General features: G+C 63.2%; 13 protein-coding genes. 8 read left to right on the top strand and 5 right to left on the bottom strand.

Annotation, left to right across the window (positions count from 1 at the left end):
- Nucleotides 1–31: 31 nt before the first annotated feature.
- Nucleotides 32–1,402, bottom strand: coding sequence for an MmgE/PrpD family protein (locus VOI29_RS00065; RefSeq protein ID WP_323775420.1), 1,371 nt, complete (start codon nt 1,400–1,402; stop codon nt 32–34).
- Between the two features lie 209 nt (nt 1,403–1,611).
- Between VOI29_RS00065 and VOI29_RS00060 the strand changes: the two genes are divergently transcribed.
- The 3 genes from VOI29_RS00060 to VOI29_RS00050 all read left to right on the top strand — a co-directional run bounded on the left by VOI29_RS00060 (nt 1,612) and on the right by VOI29_RS00050 (nt 3,187).
- Nucleotides 1,612–2,499 (top strand): LysR substrate-binding domain-containing protein, encoded by an 888-nt coding sequence (locus VOI29_RS00060; RefSeq protein WP_323775419.1) that lies wholly within the window; start codon nt 1,612–1,614, stop codon nt 2,497–2,499.
- 80 nt (nt 2,500–2,579) lie between these two features.
- Complete coding sequence (locus VOI29_RS00055; protein WP_323775418.1) at nt 2,580–2,804, top strand: AbrB/MazE/SpoVT family DNA-binding domain-containing protein; 225 nt, start codon at nt 2,580–2,582, stop codon at nt 2,802–2,804.
- Nucleotides 2,801–3,187 (top strand): type II toxin-antitoxin system death-on-curing family toxin, encoded by a 387-nt coding sequence (locus VOI29_RS00050; protein ID WP_323775417.1) that lies wholly within the window; start codon nt 2,801–2,803, stop codon nt 3,185–3,187. The genes VOI29_RS00055 and VOI29_RS00050 overlap by 4 nt, the downstream gene beginning before the upstream one ends.
- Before the next feature lie 120 nt (nt 3,188–3,307).
- On the opposite strand, the gene VOI29_RS00045 is transcribed toward VOI29_RS00050, so the two are convergent.
- Both VOI29_RS00045 and VOI29_RS00040 read right to left on the bottom strand, forming a co-directional pair.
- On the bottom strand, nt 3,308–5,725 hold the full coding sequence (locus VOI29_RS00045; RefSeq protein ID WP_323775416.1) for an FAD-dependent oxidoreductase: 2,418 nt from the start codon (nt 5,723–5,725) through the stop codon (nt 3,308–3,310).
- A gap of 263 nt (nt 5,726–5,988) precedes the next feature.
- Nucleotides 5,989–7,242, bottom strand: coding sequence for an aminotransferase class V-fold PLP-dependent enzyme (locus tag VOI29_RS00040; protein WP_323775415.1), 1,254 nt, complete (start codon nt 7,240–7,242; stop codon nt 5,989–5,991).
- Nucleotides 7,243–8,135: 893 nt separating this feature from the next.
- Here VOI29_RS00040 and VOI29_RS00035 point away from each other — a divergent pair.
- Together VOI29_RS00035 and VOI29_RS00030 are read left to right on the top strand one after the other, a co-directional pair.
- Nucleotides 8,136–9,827, top strand: coding sequence for a thiamine pyrophosphate-binding protein (locus VOI29_RS00035; RefSeq protein ID WP_323775414.1), 1,692 nt, complete (start codon nt 8,136–8,138; stop codon nt 9,825–9,827).
- Nucleotides 9,828–9,989: 162 nt separating this feature from the next.
- On the top strand, nt 9,990–11,105 hold the full coding sequence (locus VOI29_RS00030) for a cystathionine gamma-lyase (RefSeq protein ID WP_323775413.1): 1,116 nt from the start codon (nt 9,990–9,992) through the stop codon (nt 11,103–11,105).
- Between the two features lie 14 nt (nt 11,106–11,119).
- On the opposite strand, the gene VOI29_RS00025 is transcribed toward VOI29_RS00030, so the two are convergent.
- Nucleotides 11,120–12,010, bottom strand: a complete 891-nt coding sequence (locus tag VOI29_RS00025) for a LysR substrate-binding domain-containing protein (protein WP_323775412.1) — start codon at nt 12,008–12,010, stop codon at nt 11,120–11,122.
- A 103-nt stretch (nt 12,011–12,113) separates the two neighbouring features.
- Between VOI29_RS00025 and VOI29_RS00020 the strand changes: the two genes are divergently transcribed.
- Together VOI29_RS00020 and VOI29_RS00015 are read left to right on the top strand one after the other, a co-directional pair.
- Entirely contained in the window at nt 12,114–13,772 is a 1,659-nt protein-coding gene (locus tag VOI29_RS00020; protein ID WP_323775411.1) for a GMC family oxidoreductase, read from the top strand.
- A 14-nt stretch (nt 13,773–13,786) separates the two neighbouring features.
- Nucleotides 13,787–14,995: a mandelate racemase/muconate lactonizing enzyme family protein gene (locus VOI29_RS00015; protein WP_323775410.1), complete on the top strand. Its 1,209-nt coding sequence runs from the start codon at nt 13,787–13,789 to the stop codon at nt 14,993–14,995.
- Nucleotides 14,996–15,169: 174 nt separating this feature from the next.
- Here the strand turns inward: VOI29_RS00015 and speB are convergent, their stop codons facing one another.
- Entirely contained in the window at nt 15,170–16,141 is a 972-nt protein-coding gene (speB, locus tag VOI29_RS00010) for an agmatinase (RefSeq protein ID WP_323775409.1), read from the bottom strand.
- A 139-nt stretch (nt 16,142–16,280) separates the two neighbouring features.
- On the opposite strand from speB, the gene VOI29_RS00005 reads away from it, so the two are divergent.
- Nucleotides 16,281–17,039 (top strand): helix-turn-helix transcriptional regulator, encoded by a 759-nt coding sequence (locus VOI29_RS00005; RefSeq protein WP_323775408.1) that lies wholly within the window; start codon nt 16,281–16,283, stop codon nt 17,037–17,039.
- Nucleotides 17,040–17,268: the final 229 nt, after the last annotated feature.

The raw sequence follows: 17,268 nt of genomic DNA, 5'->3' as shown, positions 1-17,268 counted from the left end.
CGGGTCTGTCGCGTGCCATATCGTTTGCCTTTCAGGTTAGCTTGCTGGCTAAATGTTCAGGCGCGTCGTAGATCAGACGGCCGAGATCGGAGAATTTGCTGTCTCCGCTGGTGAACCCCAGCACTGCATCACGGATTTCGCCGGCACGCGTTTCCCCCAGCGAAGGCGCCGCGAACTCCATGAATTTGCGAACCACGTCTTCCTTAGAGAATGGCGCCTCGGGGCCGCCGCGCGCATGCACATCGCCGGATTCGATCACCCGGCCGTCGGTCAGCGTCACCACCACATCAGCCACCCGGCAGGCGGGAAAGCGCACCGAATGGCGCGCCGCCTCGGCAACTGAGATCCGCTTGTGGATCGAGGCCACCAGCGGGTCGGCCAGACCCTCGCCCGAGATATGTTCGACCCCGATGCGGCCATAGGCGGCCTGCACCGCCACCGCAAAGCCCAGTGAATACTGAGCCTGGCTGGTGGTCGAAGGCATGCCGGGGTAGAGGCAGGCGCTTTCGTGGAAGGTGTTGATGCGGATCCTGGCAAGTTTTTCGTGGCTAAGACCGTGGTCCAGCATCACCTGCCGCAGCGCGTCGATCGGGGCATGGGCCCAGCGGCAGATCGGGTAGGGTTTCACATACTGATGCTCCATCTGCCAGAAGCTGCCGAGGTCATCCCAGTGTTCCGCCACCCGGTCTTCCTCAAGGGTGATCGCCGGGGCCCCGGTGAAACCTTTCTCTGCCAAGACCGCCGCCGACATCCCAACCATCGCACCCCAGCCGGAGCCGTCATGCAGCATTGAGGGGTTGGCAATCTCGCGCATCATCTGGCTGCGCGGGCCGTGGAACTCGGCAATCCCCAGCGCCTCGCGCAATTGCGTCCGGCTGAGGCCGCGCATCCGGGCCGCCATCGCCGCCACCCCCAGCGCGTTCCAGGCGCCCGAGGTGTGGTAATCGCCGACAGTGGCGTGCAGCGACAGGGCGGCGCGGCCCGCCAGCTCATAGCCCAGCGTGGTGATGGCCAGCGCTTCAGGCCCCGAAAAATCCGGCACGGTTTCCGCCAGTGCGGCAATTGCCGGGATCACCACCACGCCGATATGGCCCTTGGTCGGATAATAGCCGTCATGGCCGTCCAGATTGTCGGTCGCGGTGGCGGCGGCATAGGCGGCACCTGCCACGCTTACCTTGCGGCCGTCGAACAGCATCCGCGCAGCGAAGCCTTCCTCACCGCAGCCATAGAGCGCCGCCGCGGTTTCGCGGGCGATACGGCCAGCCATCATCGGGGTGGCGCCGATGGTGATCCCCAGGGTGTCGAGAAACATCAGCGCCGCGGCCTGGCGGGTGGTTTCCGGCAGGCCGCCGGGGGTAAGGCCGAAGATGAAATCGGCGGCGCGGTCGAATGTGGCGGCCATGGCGGTTCTCTCCCAGGGCGGTTTCCGCAACAGGCTAGGCTCAATGGCGCCAGGTGACACACAAATTAAAGGGGGTCAAAGCCGCGGAATATTTCGTGAATGCTGCGCTTGGCGTCGTTTTCTGACCTCTCTGTGGCGCTAACTTCTGGGAATTGCAGCCCATTCCAAAGCATGGGATCATGGCCCCGAAACCGCCAGCGGACTGTCCCATGAAAAACCTGCCTCATCTGACATTCCTGCGCTCGTTCGAGGCCGCGGCGCGCTACCTCAGCTTCACCTCGGCGGCGGATGAGCTGAACTGCACCCAGTCGGCGGTATCGAACCATGTGCGCAGCCTGGAGGAATTCATCGGCCGGCCGCTGTTTGTGCGCCACCCGCGGTCGCTGTCGCTGACGGATGTGGGCGAGGCCTATCTGCCCTCGGTGCGGCACGCGCTGCAGGAGATCGACAGTGCCACCCAGCTATTGATCTCGCAAAGCCACAAGCGGGAAGTGGTGATTTCCTGCCCGGTCAGCCTGGCGGAGAAATGGCTGATCGACGTGATCAAGGATTTTACCAAGGCACACCCGGATATCGATCTGACCATTCACAGCACCATCTGGGTCGATGTCGAGACCAACGTTTCGGACATTTCGATCACAATCAACCATGTCGACGATGTGATGGGGCCGGCGGTCAAGCTATGGGATGAAAAGCTGGCGCTTGTCTGCTCGCCGGAGTTCCGGGTAGCCGGCAAGCCGCTGAGCAGACCGGAACAGCTGGCGGAGGCCAAGCTGATCCACATCCTGGGCCGCCCGGTCTATTGGGAAAAGACCGCCAAGCATTTCGGGCTGTCCGGGATCGAGCTGAAGGGCGGCTTGCAGACCAATTCGTCCAACATGGGGCTGGAGTTCGCGGTCAATGCGCTTGGCTGTGTGGTGCTGCCGAAATCGCTGGTGCGTTCGCATGTGGAGGCCGGGCGGCTGGTGGAGCCGTTCGACTTTGATCTCGACTGCCCCTGGACCTATTTCGCCACCTTCAAGGACAAGGCGGCGACGCCCTCGGTCAAGCATTTCAAGACCTGGCTGCTGCAGGCGGCGGCGGAGATGGAGTTGTAAGGACAGGCGGAAACGGCGGGCCGCATTGATTTCCCGTTCGTCCGCGCGTATATACATGCATATATACGGAAGGCGCATCCATGATTGAAACCAAGATCAGAAAAGTCGGGAACTCTGCTGTCATCACCCTGACGACAGAGATGCTCACCATGCTGGACGCCAAGGAAGGCGACACGCTGTTTGTGGTGCGCGGCGATGACGGCAGCCTCAGGGTGGTGGCGCATGACCCCTCGGTGGCCGAGGCGCTGGCCGCGGCTGAGATCGTGATGGATGAGAATCGCGATCTGCTGCAGGCGCTTGCGTGAGCAAGTACATTTGGGTGCCGCTGACGGCGGTTATCATCATTCATGACCGGCAGATTGCCCGCCACGGCGGCGCGGCAGGCATGCGCGACAAGGCGCTCTTGGAGATGGGCTGTGCGCGGGCGATGAACCTTGCGGCCTATTCCGATGCAGAGGTGGCGGAAGTCGCCGCGGCTTATGCGTTTGGCATTGCCAAGGCGCATGCCTTTGTCGATGGCAACAAGCGCACGGCCTTTGTGACGGCTGTCACCTTCCTGAGGTTGAACGGCTACCAGTTCCGTCCAGACCCGGTTGAGGGCGTACGGATGATGGAAAACCTCGCCACCGGCGATGTGGATGAAGTGGCATTTGCAGCTTGGCTGACGGCCGGGATGGCGCCCATTTAATTTTTCCGCCGTGTGTGCTGCGACACAATGCAGGCTGGTCCCTCCCGTCTGCGGGCGCTGCCCTTCGCGTTTCAATTCGGGCCACCAAGAAATGGTGACCCGGTTTATTGCCGGAATGCCTTAAGCCCGCAGACGCGCACCCGAGGGGTCGAAGGCGGCCGCTTCCAGGATTCGCGCCTTGTGCGGCTTGCCGAGGATGTAGACTTCGACCTCATCGCCGGGCTTGCCAACCGCCGGGTTGGCATATCCCAGCGCCAGCGATTTGCCGACCGAATAGCCATAGGCGCCCGAGGTGACCCGGCCCACCGGCTGGCCGTCCGGTGTGAATATAGGCTCGCCGCCCGAGGCATCGGCATCGTTGACCGCGTCGATCTCAAACGCCGACAGCACTTCGCGCGGGGCGTTGTCCTTGACCTTGAGATACGCATCCTTGTTAAGGAAGTCCTTGTCCAGTTTGATGAGCCCGGCCAGGCCAACCTCTTGCGGCCAGTATTCCTGGCTGTATTCGCGGCCCCAGGAGCCATAGCCCTTTTCGATCCGCAAGCTGGCGAGCGCACGGCCGCCCACAGGGCCGCCATCGAACTCCTTCGCCGCCTCCAAGAGGGCGGCGTAGAGCTTGACCTGATCCTTCTCGGCGCAATGCAGTTCCCAGCCCAGATCGCCGGTGAACGACACCCGGACCGCCAGGCATTCCACGCCTGCCACGTCGATGGTGCGCGAGCGCATGAAGCGGAAACCCTCGTTCGATAGATCCGCATTAGTCATCCGCTGCAGCATGCCGCGCGATTTTGGACCGGCCACGTTGAATCCCGCAATGCGGTTGGTGGCGACCTCAAACGTGGTGCCTTCCGGCAGCTCCACCATGTTGAAGAACCGCTGGTGGTAGCGTTCCGCCATGCCGGAGCCGACCATCATGTACTCGTCATCGGCCACTTTGGTGATGGTGAAGTCGCCAGCCACGCCGCCGCGCACCGAGATCAGCGGGGTCAGGCAGGAGCGGCCGACCTCAGTGGGCACCTTGTTGGCGACCAGCTTGTCCAGCCAGTCAAAGGCGCCCGGCCCCTTGATCACGTAGTTGGCGAAGTTGGAGATGTCGATAACGCCGACATTTTCCCGCAGCATGTTGACCTCGCGGCCCACCGGCTCCCACCAGTTCTGGCGGGTGAAGCTGTTGGTGTCCTGGGTGCCGGGGGTGCCGGAGAACCACAGAGGATGTTCCCAGCCGCAGTTCAGGCCGAATACGCAGCCCAGTTCCTTTTGCAGCTCATACACCGGGCGCACCCGGGCCGGGCGGCCGGCGCTGCGTTCCTCGTTCGGGAAGTGGATGGCGAAACGGTGCGCGTATTGGTCCTCGACCCGGGCCTTGGTGAAGGCCTTGTCGGCCCAGTCGCCAAAGCGCGCCAGATCCCAGGCGAACATGTCGTACTGCGGCTCGCCCTCGATCATCCACTGGGCTGCCAGCAGGCCGAGGCCGCCGGACTGCGAGAAGCCGGGGATGATGCCAGTGCAGCAGAAGTAGTTCTTAAGCTCGGGCACCGGGCCCCAGATGGCGTTCGAATCCGGCGACCAGATCATCGGGCCGTTGATAACCCGTTTGACGCCTGCGGTCTCGGCGCAAGGCACCCGCTCGGTGGCGCGGATCACGTTCTCCATGATCCGGTCCAGATCGTCGGGGAACAGCTCATGTGCAAAGTCCAGCGGGGTGCCGTTTTCTGCCCAGAATCGCATGTCCTTTTCATAGGCGCCGATCAGGAAGCCGTTGCCCTCTTGGCGGAAATAGTATTCGCCGTCACGGTCGGCGATCGAGGGCAGGCGGCGACCCATGTTTGCCACTTCGTCAATGCTCTCGGTCACAAAATACTGGTGCTCGGTGGGCTGCAAGGGCAGGGTGAGTCCCGCCATGGCCGCCACTTCGCGGCCCCAGAGACCGCCGGCGTTCACCACCCATTGTGTATGGATGTCGCCCTTTTCGGTCTTCACGATCCAAGTGCCATCGGGCTGCTGCTCGGTGCCGATCACCGGGCAGAACCGTTCGATCTGCGCCCCCATGGCGCGCGCGCCGGCCGCATAGGCCATGGTGACGCCGGAGGGGTCCACATTGCCGCCATCGGGTTCAAACATGATGCAGCGGATGTCGTCGAACTGCGCCAGCGGGTGCAGCTCCTTGGCCTGCTCGCGGCTGACCTCGTGGAAGTTCAGCCCGTAGTATTTCGCCTTGGCCTCCTGCAGGCGCAGCTGATGCTCGCGCTGTTCGGTTTTGGCAAGATACAGCGAACCCGGCTGGAACACGCCGCAGCCCTGGCCGGTTTCCTTCTCCAGCTCCTTATACAGGTTCATCGTGTAGTGCTGGACGCGGGTCACGTTGTTGTTGTCGTGCAGCCCGTGGATGTTGGCCGCCGCGTGCCAGGTGGAGCCGGCGGTCAGCTCGTCGCGCTCCAGCAGCACCACGTCTTTCCAGCCGAGTTTGGCCAGGTGGTAGAGGATCGAGCAGCCGACCAGGCCCCCGCCGATGACAACTGCCTGTGCATGGGTTTTCATGCCTGTGTTTCCTTTACCTGCGCCTCTGGCACGGCCCGCCCCGCAGGCTGGGGAGAGCCGCCAATTCTGTCGTCGCGACCCTAGCTGCGAGGGGATGGGATGACCCGTGAAGAATTCAAACCCAATGGCCCCGGATTCGATGGGTCATCAGAGTGCGGGGCACTTCCTGCTGAAAGAGAAGCCCGGCTGCGCCTGGCCCTCCCCGGGAATGCGCTTTGCACTTTCCCAGGGTCGCGCGCTGCCCTCAGCAAATTTGGAAGACACTAACCTGCAATCTCTTTCATCACGGCGAGGAACTTTGCCACTTCGCCGATGCTGTTGTAGTGGCACATGGAGACGCGCACGCAAGCCTCCATGCCGAGCGGTGTCAGGATATTGCCCGAGTAGTGATCCGCCTTGCGCAGGTGGGTGCGGATGCCCTGCTCGTTCAGGCGCTTCACAACTTCCTCCGACGGCACAGTATCAACAGCAAGCGATACCAGCCCTTCGCGCGCCGGGTTATCTGCGCCGCCTAGAATGGTGACGCCCTCGATCTCCGCCAGGCCGGGCAGGTTGCCGGTGCCATGGATCATTGCATCGGTCAGTGCCTTTTCATGGGCATGGATTGCCTCCCCCGCAGCCACGAATTTTTTGCGCCGGTCCGTGGCACCGCTGACCTCGCCGCCGAGCCATTCCAGGTAATCGGCCACATCGGAGAGAGTTGCATAGCTGCCGGTGTCGCGGGTGCCCATTTCCCAATTGTCCTCCGGCCCGTCGATCAGCGAATTGTGCGGCAGCCCGGTCAGCCGGTCCGAGATCCAGGCCAGCCCATAGCCGTGGCGCGAGAACATCTTGTAGGGCGAGATCACATAGCCGTCGGCGCCGTAGGCGGTCAGGTCAATGCGGCCATGGGCGGCGTGCTGGATGCCGTCGACGATGATCAGACAGCCCGGCGCCACTTCGCGGATGGCGGCGGCGCAGGCGGCAAGGTCGACGCCCATTCCCGTCACGGGGGAGGTATGGACAATGGTCGCGACAACCGTATCCGGTGTGACCGCCCGGGCGTAGGCCTCTGCAGTGACGGTGCCGGTGGCGTTGTCATGCGGGATCAGCACATGGTTCTGCCGCGCCACGCCGGCCCAGCGGGCACAGGCGGAGCGGGTCGCCGGATGCTCCAGCGTAGAGCCCAGAACGGTGCCGCCCTCAGGCGAGCCGAGACAGGCGTTCATGATCAGGCGGAACAACAGCTCGGTGCCGCTTTCACCGGCAAAGAACTGGCCGCCGGGGGCGTTCATGAAAACGCGCATATCGTCCTTGGCCTTGGTGATCACCCGCACCAGCTCGTGGCTGCCGGGGTTGTTGCGGCCCTGGTTGTCAGGGATTGCGGCATAGCGGGCGGAGGTTTCCACCACCGCGTTCAGCGTCAGCGCGCCGCCGGCGTTTTCAAAAAAGATGCGGCTGCCCTGTTGGGAGCAGGTGTCAACTTGGGCAAAGCGGGTGCGGATTTTGTCCAACAGGGCGTCGGTGATCTGAGTCATGGCAAGTCCAACCGGGCAAGAGGTCTATTTGCCGGCACAGTAGAGCGGTTGCGAGGCGGGAGCATGCAAAAAATTCCGAGGATGAGAGGCGGAAACCTCTGTGGCTGCCCGCCGGCGCCGCCGGGCGGTTCAGTCTTTCGCCGGATTATAAATTCTCAGGTTATGAACCCCGAAAATGGCACGGCAATGCAGCCCGGTGTGCCATCTCCGCCAGTGTTATGATATCGAAACCGGCCGTTTCAGCTTGGCCTCCAGCCGTTTGGCGGCGCCGATCAGCCGCTCCTTCATTGCGCCGGCCGGGTTGGCCAGCAATGCCGGCACGGTGATCCCATCCAGCCTATCATAAAGCGTGGTGAGGCCGAGGCTCGATGGGTTCTTGATATGGCCAGGGGGGTGGGAAAATAGCTTTCCAGCGCCACCAGGCCAAACAGCACAAAGTGGAACACCACGGTGGAGACCACCCGCAGGGTCACGCCGAACCCGGCCGTTCACAGGTGATACAGGGCAAAGGCAATGCCGGCGCAAGTGATGAACCCCGTCAGCCTGGGTCCGTTGCTGCGCATGTTCTGAGCGGAGTCATACTGTTTCTCCAGCTCTTCCAGCGCTTTAGTGTCAAGGTGAGTGTCCAGGGATATCGGGTATCCAATCTAACAGCCGGCGGCCAGCTTTGCCGAGGGATGGCAGCAATATGGCACTGATATTCTGGCAGAAACCGCCAAATAACCGGATCTGGGGTAACCCGGCACCCCGACTGAACGAGGTCTGATAGGTCAACGGCTGGCAGCGCGTGGAAGTTTAGTCTTCACATCTGTCTGCAAAATTGTATACAGCTTAGAGTACAGACCCGGATATCAGCTCCGGACAGTTTTCACGACGGCTTGCAGGGGGCACTTATGAACAACACGATGAACGGCGCCGAGGCGATGGTACGCTCTTTGGAGGCGCATGGCGTCACCCATATCTTCGGCCTCTGCGGCGATACCACGCTGCCATTCTATGATGCGATGAACCGGTTGGAGCACGGCATCACCCACGTTCTTACGCGCGATGAACGCAGCGCGGCCTATATGGCCGACGGGTTTTCCCGGGTAACCGGCCGGGTGGGTGTGTGCGAGGGTCCGTCCGGCGGCGGCGCCACCTACATCCTGCCCGGGCTGATCGAGGCCAACGAAAGCTCTTATGCGGTGCTGGCGATCACCACTGACATTTCGGTGGGGTCCTACGGGAAATACCCGTTGACCGAAGTGGATCAGGACGCGCTGATGCGGCCGCTGACCAAGTTCAACACGGTGATCAAGCGCGCCGGCCACATCCCGCGCATGGTGCGCCAGGCGTTCCGCGCGATGACCACCGGGCGGTCCGGCTCGGTTCATTTAGGGCTGCCCTATGACATCCAGTATGACGACGTTCCCGCCGATGATATCTGGGGCGATCCAAAACATCACAGCTACCCTGCCTACCGCGCAGCACCTGAACCGGGTGCTGCAGAGGCTGCGGTGGAGGCCATCCTCAGCGCCAAATCACCGCTGATCGTCTGCGGCGGCGGCGTGGTGATCGCGCGCGCGATGGAGGAGCTGGGCAAGCTTGCCAGCCGACTCGACATTGCCGTGGGCACCTCGATCTCCGGCAAGGGATCGCTTGCCGATACCCATCCGCAATCGCTGGGCGTGGTTGGTTCCAACGGCGGCACCGGCGAGACCTGGGAGATGATGGAGAGCGCCGATCTGGTGGTCTTCATGGGCTGCCGGGCGGGGTCCACCACCACTTCGCGCTGGGAAGCACCGAAGCCCGGCCAGCGCATCGTGCATTTCGACAACGACCCGATGGTCATCGGCGCCAATTACCCGACCGAAGCGGGTGTGGTGGCCGACCTGAAACTGGCGCTGCAGGCGGTGAATACCTATCTGGACAACCGCGAGGCCGATCTGCCGTCCTTTGGCGGTGCTGCGAGAGTCGCCGACATCAAGCAGCGCAAGTTCGCCAGGTTCGAGGAACTGGCAAACAGCAAGACCGAACAGGTCCTGCCCGAGCAGATCATCCACGCGCTGAACCGGAACCTGCCCGATGACGCCATCGTGGTTTCCGACCCCGGCACCAGCTGCCCCTACTACAATGCCTACTCGCAGCAGAAACATCCGGGCCGCCAATACATCACCAACCGGGCGCATGGCGCTTTGGGCTATTCCTTGTCGGCCTCGCTGGGCGCCTGGTTCGGGCGGCCGGCTTGTAAAGTCGTGGGGATGATGGGCGACGGTTCCTTCAATTTCACCTGCGGCGAGCTGGAAACCGTGGTGCGCTGCGCGGCCCCCATTACCTATGTGGTGTTCTCCAATGCCAACTTCGGCTGGATCAAGGCCAGTCAGCGCGATGATTGCGGCAAACGCTATTACAATGTCGACTTCAACCGCACCAACCACGCCGCCGTGGCCGAAGCCTTTGGCGTCAAGACATGGCGGGTTGAGCGGCCCGAGGACCTGGACCCGGCGATCAAGGAGGCCTTTGCCCATGACGGCCCGACCCTGATCGACGTGGTCTGCCAGGCGCTGGAAGACTCCGCCGCCCCGGTGCGCCGCTGGATGGGGTGAGATTTGGTGATCTGACAAGGTCGCTTCTGCCCGTCGTCCCTTAATGGGCCGGCGCTGCCCTCTGTCTTTTCGTACAAACCTTTGAGTTCTACTGCTCCCGATTTTATTCTGCCCGCAAGCGGGTTATCAATCCTGAAGCCCGCATTCAGGAAAGGTGCCCCAATGGAAAACCCTACCGACTTCAAAGCCGGCGCCATGCTGCATCTGCGTGGCAACACGCTGTCCGAAGGCGATCCGGTGGCGCTGCCGCTGACGCAAAGCTCAATGTACCACCTGCCGGGCGACTGGACGGGCGGGCCCAGTTATGGCCGGGTGGACAACGCCACCTGGGAGCACCTGGAGCATGTGCTGGCCTATCTGGAAGACGCGCCAACGCTGGCTTTCCCCTCCGGCATGGCGGCGATCTCGGCAGCGTTGTTTGCCACCGTCAAAGCAGGGTCAAAACTGCTGATCCCCTCGGACGGCTATTACGTCACCCGGCGCCTGAGCGAGCGGTTTTTGCAAAACCTCGGGGTTGAGCTCGAACAGCGCCCAACCACCAGCTTCGCGGACGGCGGGTTTGAAGGCTTTGACGTTGTTTTTGCGGAAACACCGTCAAATCCCGGGCTGGATCTCTGCGATCTGCGCGCCATTGCAGATGCAGTTCATGCGGCGGGCGGGCAACTGATCGTCGACAACACCACCATGACACCGCTGGGCCAGCGCCCGCTGGAGCTGGGCGCGGATGTGGTCGCGGCCTCCGACACCAAAGCGCCAGGCGGGCATTCGGATGTGCTGATGGGACATCTGGCCACCCGCAACGAAGAAATCCTGCAGGCGGCGCGCGAATGGCGACAGTTCGGCGGCGGCATTCCCGGCCCGCAAGAGGCCTGGCTGGCGCACCGCGGCTTGGAGACTTTGGAGATCCGCTTTGACCGGATGTGCCGCACGGCGGAGGTGCTGGCCGACCGGCTGGCGGCGCATCCGCGGGTGCAGGCGGTCCGTTTCCCCGGCCTGGCGTCAGACCCGTCGCACGCACTGGCGAAACAGCAGATGTCACGGTTCGGGTTCCTGATCTCGGTCACTCTCGACAGCGCTGAACAGGCGGACGCCTTTATCAACAACTGCCCGCTGATCCGTGCCGCGACATCGTTTGGCGGAGTCCATACATCGGCGGAACGCCGCGCCCGCTGGGGCGATGCGGTGGCGCCGGGGTTCGTGCGGATCTCGGTCGGGACCGAGCCGGCGGAGGAACTGTGGAACGCCATGGCGGCTTCGCTCGCGGCGCTTGGCGGCTAAGCCGGGGCAGGGCGTCAAGTCAGCGTCTGATAAAGCGTTGCGATCCAGTTGCTGACGGCTTTCACCTCGTCGCGCTGACCAGCGCCGTCGTTGATCACCATATAGTGCGAGCGGCGTTTCGGCAGAGTGTATGCAGTTGGCGCAAGAACCAGACCCTGCTCGATATATTGCCGGGCAAAGCTTTCCAGCACCATCGTCACCCCGCGACCTGCGGACACCGTTTGCAGTGCCAGCAGCGAGGAATCGGCCTTGAGCCAGTCGGTGGTCACCTGCAGGGTCAGCCCGTGCAGATCGGCCAAGCGGCCCCAGTCGGTTTCCGAGCCGATGATCTGCACCACATCGGCGCGGGCGAGGTCTGCGATGGACGGGTTGCCGCCCAGGGCCGCGGCATAGGCGGGGCTGCAGACCGGAACGGCGTTTTCGTGGCCCAGATGCAGGATCTGGCTTTCCTGCCAATCGCCGGAACCATAGCGGATATCGATATCCAGCGCCTGCTCATCAAAGCGGCTGGCCCAAACGGTGGTCGACAGTTGCACGAAAATATCCGGGTGGTTTGCCTGGAACCGGGCCAGTTGCGGTGCGATCACCAATGCAGCGCAGGAAATAGTGGCGCGTAAATGCACCACCCGCTTGCGCTTCCTGCTGAACAGCCCGGTGGTGGCACGCTGCATGTCGTCAAAGGATTTACGGATCGGCTGGGCATAGGCCTGGCCGGTGTCGGTCAGTGCAACGCCGCGGGGCAGGCGTTTGAACAGCTGGCTGTTCAGATGCTTTTCCAGCAGCCGGATCTGCTGGCTGATGGCGGCGGGCGTCAGCCCCAGTTCCTCGGCGGCGGCAGAGAAACTGTTGAGCCGCGCGGCGGCCTCAAAAGCTTTCAGCCAGGTGACATGGGGCAGATCGGTCATGCATGCCTTTAAGCACAGTTGGGCCTTAGACGCAAAACCCATTGTTTGATTTATACCTAAGGCGCCGTGCAAGGTCGCGGGAAACAAGCGGACTTGGCACGTTATGGCGCAAACATTTGACTTCATTATCGTCGGGGCCGGATCGGCGGGTTGTGTGCTGGCCGACAGGCTGACTGCCAATGGCCGGTACAAGGTGCTGGTGATCGAGGCGGGCGGCACCGACCGGCGGTTCTGGATCAAAATCCCTGTGGGCTACGGCTTTACCTTCTCGGACCCGGCGGTCAATTGGCGCTACTCGGCGGCACCGGATCCGGAGCTGAAGGGGCGCGCGGCCTATTGGCCGCGGGGCAAGGTGCTGGGCGGGTCAAGCTCGATCAACGCGATGGCCTATGTGCGCGGGCTGCCGCATGATTTCGACGATTGGGAGGCTGCGGGCGCCGCGGGCTGGGGCTGGGACTGCGTCCGTCGCAGCTATGAGTCGCTGGAGAGCCATGACGAATGGCACGACGGCAGCCGCCGTCTGCGCGGGACAGGTCCTGTACGGGTCACGGACCTGAGCGCGCGGATGCACCCCTTTGCCAGCAACTTCCTGTCCGCGGGGCAAGAGATGGGCTGGCCGGTGCTGCCGGACATGAATGCGCCTGCCGATGCTGGCGCCAATACCCCGCCAAGCGAGGGCATAGGATTCGTGCGCAGCACCGTAAAGGACGGGCGGCGCTGGTCTTCGGCCGATGCGTTTCTTCGGCCCGCGATGAAGCGCGGCAATCTGACCGTGGTCAGCGGTGCGCTGGTGGAGAAGGTACTGACTGCCGGCGGGCGCGCCACTGGCGTGGCCTACCGGGTGAACGGCCGGCAGAAACAGGCGATGGCAGCGCGGGAGGTGATCCTGAGCGCGGGTGCGGTGAATTCGCCGCAACTGCTGCAATTGTCCGGCATCGGCCCGGCGGGGTTGCTGCAGCGGCACGGGATCAACGTGGCACAGGATCTGCCGCAGGTCGGGCAGGGGCTGCAAGACCATCTGGCAGTGTCGCATTTTTTCTGGGCCAATACCGCAACGCTGAACGACCGGCTGGGCAGCTTTGCCGGGCAGATGAAGGCCGGGCTGCAATATATGCTGACCCGCAAAGGGCCGCTGAGCGTTCCGGTCAATCAGTGCAGCGGCTTTGTCCGCACCAAGGACGCGGCGCTGCCGGATGTGCAGGTCTATTGCAACCCGGCGTCTTATTCGACGCGTCCCAATGGCAAGCCGCAGATTGACCGGGACAATGGTTTCCTGCTGTGCGTGCAGCCCAGCCGGCCAACCAGCCGGGGGCAGATTAATATCCAGTCCGCGGACCCCGCGCAGGCGCCGCTGATTGAGCCGAATTCGCTGTCAACGGATGCGGACAAGGCAACAGCTGTACGCGCAAGCCGCCTGTTGCAGGCGCTGGCGGCAATCCCGGCGATCAAGCGCGTCACTCGCGAACGGCGGGCGCCGGATATCATCGGGATGGATGACAGCACTTTGCTGGAGAATTTCCGGGAACGCTCAGGCAGCGTGTTCCATGCCTCCTGCACCTGCCGGATGGGCAATGATGCCGCGGATTCGGTTCTGGATGCTCAGCTTCGGGTGCACGGGGTGGCGGGGCTGCGGGTGATCGACGCCTCTGCCTTTCCGAATGTGACCTCGGGCAACACCAATGCTCCAACCATGATGCTGGCGGCGCGCGGCGCCGAACTGGTGCTGGAAGACAATGAAAACAGGCCCTTGGCGGCTGAATGACAGGGAAACCCTTGATGAAACTCGACAAGATCGAAACCTTTGTGTTCGGCAATCCGCCGCCGCGCCACGGCGGGCGGTACTTCATCTTTGTGCGCCTGACCACTGCCTGCGGCATCACCGGGGCGGGGGAGATCTATAACGCTACCTTTGGCCCGGATCTGTGCTGCGCGATGGCCGAGGAAATGTTTGCCCGCCAGTTTGCTGGCTGCGATCCGCATCATATCGAGAAACTGTGGCGCAAATCCTATGGCGCGGGTTACACGCTGCGCCCTGATGTGACCGTTATGGGCGTGCTCAGCGGGCTGGAGATGGCCTGCTGGGACATCATCGGCAAGGCCGCGGGCAAACCGGTTTATGAGCTGATGGGCGGCCAGGTGCATGACCGTCTGCGCAGCTATACCTATCTCTATCCGCCGGAAGGGGACGTCTATCCGGACCCGGACATGCCGAATGTCTACAACGATCCGGACATTGCTGCCGAGGTTGCGCTGCAGCGGGTGGAGCAGGGCTTCACCGCGGTGAAATTCGACCCTGCCGGGCCTTATACGATCTATGACGGCCACCAGCCGCGGCTGGAGGATCTGGAGCGCAGCGAGCTGTTTGTGAAACGCATCCGCGAGGCGGTCGGCACCCGGGCGGACCTGTTGTTCGGCACCCATGGGCAATTCACCGTTTCCGGCGCCAAGCGGATGGCACGGCGGCTGGAGCCCTATGAGCCCTTGTGGTTCGAAGAACCCACAACGCCGGAGAACCCCGCCGATATGGCGGAGGTCGCACGGTTCACCTCGGTGCCGGTCTCGACGGGCGAGCGGCTTTGCACCAAGCACGAATTTGCGCGGGTGCTGGAGGCTGGTGCAGCCTCGATCCTGCAAATGGATCTGGGACGCGTCGGCGGCCTGCTGGAGGCCAAAAAGATCGCCAGCATGGCCGAAACCCGGCAGGCCCAGATCGCACCGCATCTGTATTGCGGGCCGGTGGTGGCTGCTGCGAACATCCAGATCGCCACCTGCAGCCCGAATTTTCTGATCCTTGAAAGCATCGGCACTTTTGAAGGGCCGTATATGTCCTGCCTCAAATCCTCGATCACCTGGGAGGAAGGCTATGTGATCCCCTCCGCCGAGCCGGGCCTGGGGGTGGAACTGGACGACGCGGCGATTGCTGCGAGCCCCTATACCGGCCGCGAACTGCATCTGGAACTGGCGCAGGAACCAGTGGTTCAATAGCGGCAGAGCTTGGCCCGGGTGCGCTGCCCCCATGTGCAGTGCCGGCGGTGGCGCCGGCAGGGCAGGCACCGGCATCGTCCGGGTTTCCACCCAATTGACCACCGCAGCCTGTTCCGGCTGCCGAAAAAGACCGCCCCGGCCGGGGCGGTTGGCGGTTGAGCGCGAACAGCCGCCTCACCGCCGGCCAGAGGGTCCAGCGGCGTAGAGACAGAGCAGATCACTGGCGATGGTGGCCGCAGCGATGGCAGTGATCTCGGAGATGTCATAGGCCGGGGCAACCTCGACCACGTCCATGCCAACGACATCAATGCCCGCCAGTCCGCGAATGATCTCCTGCGCCTGATAGGGGCTGAGGCCGCCAATCACCGGCGTGCCGGTGCCAGGGGCAGAGGCAGGCTCCAGCGCGTCGATGTCGAAAGTGACATAGGTCTTGCGGCCGCCGGTGATGGTGCGGATTTTCTCTGCCACAGCCTCCGGCCCGGACTTCTGCACCTCTATGGCATCGATGATGTTCATCCCCATCGGATCGGGGTTATGGGTGCGGATGCCGACCTGGACCGAGCAGGACGGGTCCACCAGACCCTCCCGGATGGCGTGCCACAGCATGGTGCCGTGGTCGATGCGGCCTTCCTCGTCCGCCCAGGTGTCGGAATGGGCGTCGAACTGGATCAGGCTGAGGGGGCCGTGTTTCTCGGCATGCGCCTTCAGCAGCGGATAGGTGATGAAATGATCGCCGCCAATCGACAGCAGTGCCGTGCCGGCGGCCAGCACATCGCGGGCGGCCTGGGCGATCTGGCCCGGCACCATGTGCGGATAGCCATAGTCGAACTCGCAATCGCCATAGTCGACGACCCGCAGCGCCTCATAAGGATCCGCCTCCCAGGGCCAGGGTTTCGACCAGGCAATATGGCTGGACCCTGAGCGCACCGCGCGCGGTCCCAGACGGGTGCCGGAACGGCTGGAGACCGACAGGTCAAAGGGCACGCCCATCACCGCCACATCCGCGCCGCTCAGGTCGCGGGTATAGCGGCGGCGCATGAAGCTGAGCGCGCCGGCATAGCTGGCCTCGGCAATCACGCCGCGGTCGCTTGCGCGGGTAAAGGCGAGGTCGCCCTGTACGGGGTTCACGCTGGAGGTATCGGTCATCTGGGGCTCCGTTAAATGAAATTCCGGCTGGCCCCAGTTTGAAATCCACGCTTATGCCAGTAAACTTAGCAAAGGACATATATCGAAAGGTATAGATTTGACCGTTGAGATCCCCCACCCCCCGTTGGCCGCCGGCTGGGTGAGAGCCATTGCTGCCTTGGCAGAAACACTTGGCACCGACCGCTGTCCCGGTGCGTTGCGGCAAATCCTGTCGCTGTGCTGCGGCTTTGATTCGATGATCGTCTCACGCTATGAGGGCGCCCTGCCGCCCGTTTCGCTGTATCAGGATCTGGATGAGCTGCAGGCGGCGATCAGCGTAGAATTCTACGCCAGCGGCCCCTATCTGCTGGATCCGCTCTACCAGGCCTGCCGCAACGGTTGCACCCCAGGGGCCTACCGGCTGATGGAATTGGCGCCGGAGGCGTTCTACCGGTCGGAATACTACCGCACCTTTTTCCGCAAGATCAGTATCAGCGACGAGATCGGCGTCCTGGTGCAGGACGGAGCAGAGCGCTGGATCATTGTTTCGCTGGCCCGTTTTTCCCGCCGCCAGCGGTTTGAAGCGGCGGATACCGCACGGCTGAATGCAGCATTCCGGGTGGTATCCGCTGCGGTCCGGCGGCAATGGGGGCAGGCAGAGACGCCGGCAGCAGGGTTCCAGGAGCCGGATTGGGAGGACCGGATGCAAACCTTTGGCAGCAGCGTCCTGAGCCCGCGGGAACGGGAGGTGGTGCAGCTGGTCCTGCAGGGGCATTCGACGCCCTCCGCCGCCGCCTACCTTGGAATTGCCGAGGGCACGGTCAAAGTCCACCGGCATCACGCCTATTCCAAACTGGGAATTGCGTCGCAGGCAGAGTTGTTTTCCATGGCCACCCGGCATTTGGCCGGGGCGGGTTAGCTTGCGCCGCAGGGCGATGGCCTTCCGCGGCTTTGCCGGACCAGGCTGCCACGCACCGGTAGGGGCGGCAGCATCAGGGGAGTGGACACTGAACCGATGCTGGCGACACAGGATTACACCGATCACGTCCTACGGATTGCCGGGATTGAAGCGGATGCCCCGCGCGGTTCTTACCCGCACGGGGCATGCTTCAGGCCAGGAAGTTCAGGAGGGTTTCGTCAAACCGCTC

It is taken from the genome of Leisingera sp., assembly GCF_034669605.1.
Lineage (GTDB): Bacteria > Pseudomonadota > Alphaproteobacteria > Rhodobacterales > Rhodobacteraceae > Leisingera.
This window is presented reverse-complemented; position numbering and strand designations above follow the sequence as displayed.

What these genes read in the sequence shown, in the direction of transcription:
- VOI29_RS00065 (WP_323775420.1), bottom strand. Translation starts at nt 1,402, where the DNA reads ATGGCCGCCACATTCGACCGCGCCGCCGATTTCATCTTCGGCCTTACC.
- VOI29_RS00060 (WP_323775419.1), top strand. Translation starts at nt 1,612, where the DNA reads ATGAAAAACCTGCCTCATCTGACATTCCTGCGCTCGTTCGAGGCCGCG.
- VOI29_RS00055 (WP_323775418.1), top strand. Translation starts at nt 2,580, where the DNA reads ATGATTGAAACCAAGATCAGAAAAGTCGGGAACTCTGCTGTCATCACC.
- VOI29_RS00045 (WP_323775416.1), bottom strand. Translation starts at nt 5,725, where the DNA reads ATGAAAACCCATGCACAGGCAGTTGTCATCGGCGGGGGCCTGGTCGGC.
- VOI29_RS00040 (WP_323775415.1), bottom strand. Translation starts at nt 7,242, where the DNA reads ATGACTCAGATCACCGACGCCCTGTTGGACAAAATCCGCACCCGCTTT.
- VOI29_RS00035 (WP_323775414.1), top strand. Translation starts at nt 8,136, where the DNA reads ATGAACAACACGATGAACGGCGCCGAGGCGATGGTACGCTCTTTGGAG.
- VOI29_RS00030 (WP_323775413.1), top strand. Translation starts at nt 9,990, where the DNA reads ATGGAAAACCCTACCGACTTCAAAGCCGGCGCCATGCTGCATCTGCGT.
- VOI29_RS00025 (WP_323775412.1), bottom strand. Translation starts at nt 12,010, where the DNA reads ATGACCGATCTGCCCCATGTCACCTGGCTGAAAGCTTTTGAGGCCGCC.
- VOI29_RS00020 (WP_323775411.1), top strand. Translation starts at nt 12,114, where the DNA reads ATGGCGCAAACATTTGACTTCATTATCGTCGGGGCCGGATCGGCGGGT.
- VOI29_RS00015 (WP_323775410.1), top strand. Translation starts at nt 13,787, where the DNA reads ATGAAACTCGACAAGATCGAAACCTTTGTGTTCGGCAATCCGCCGCCG.
- speB (WP_323775409.1), bottom strand. Translation starts at nt 16,141, where the DNA reads ATGACCGATACCTCCAGCGTGAACCCCGTACAGGGCGACCTCGCCTTT.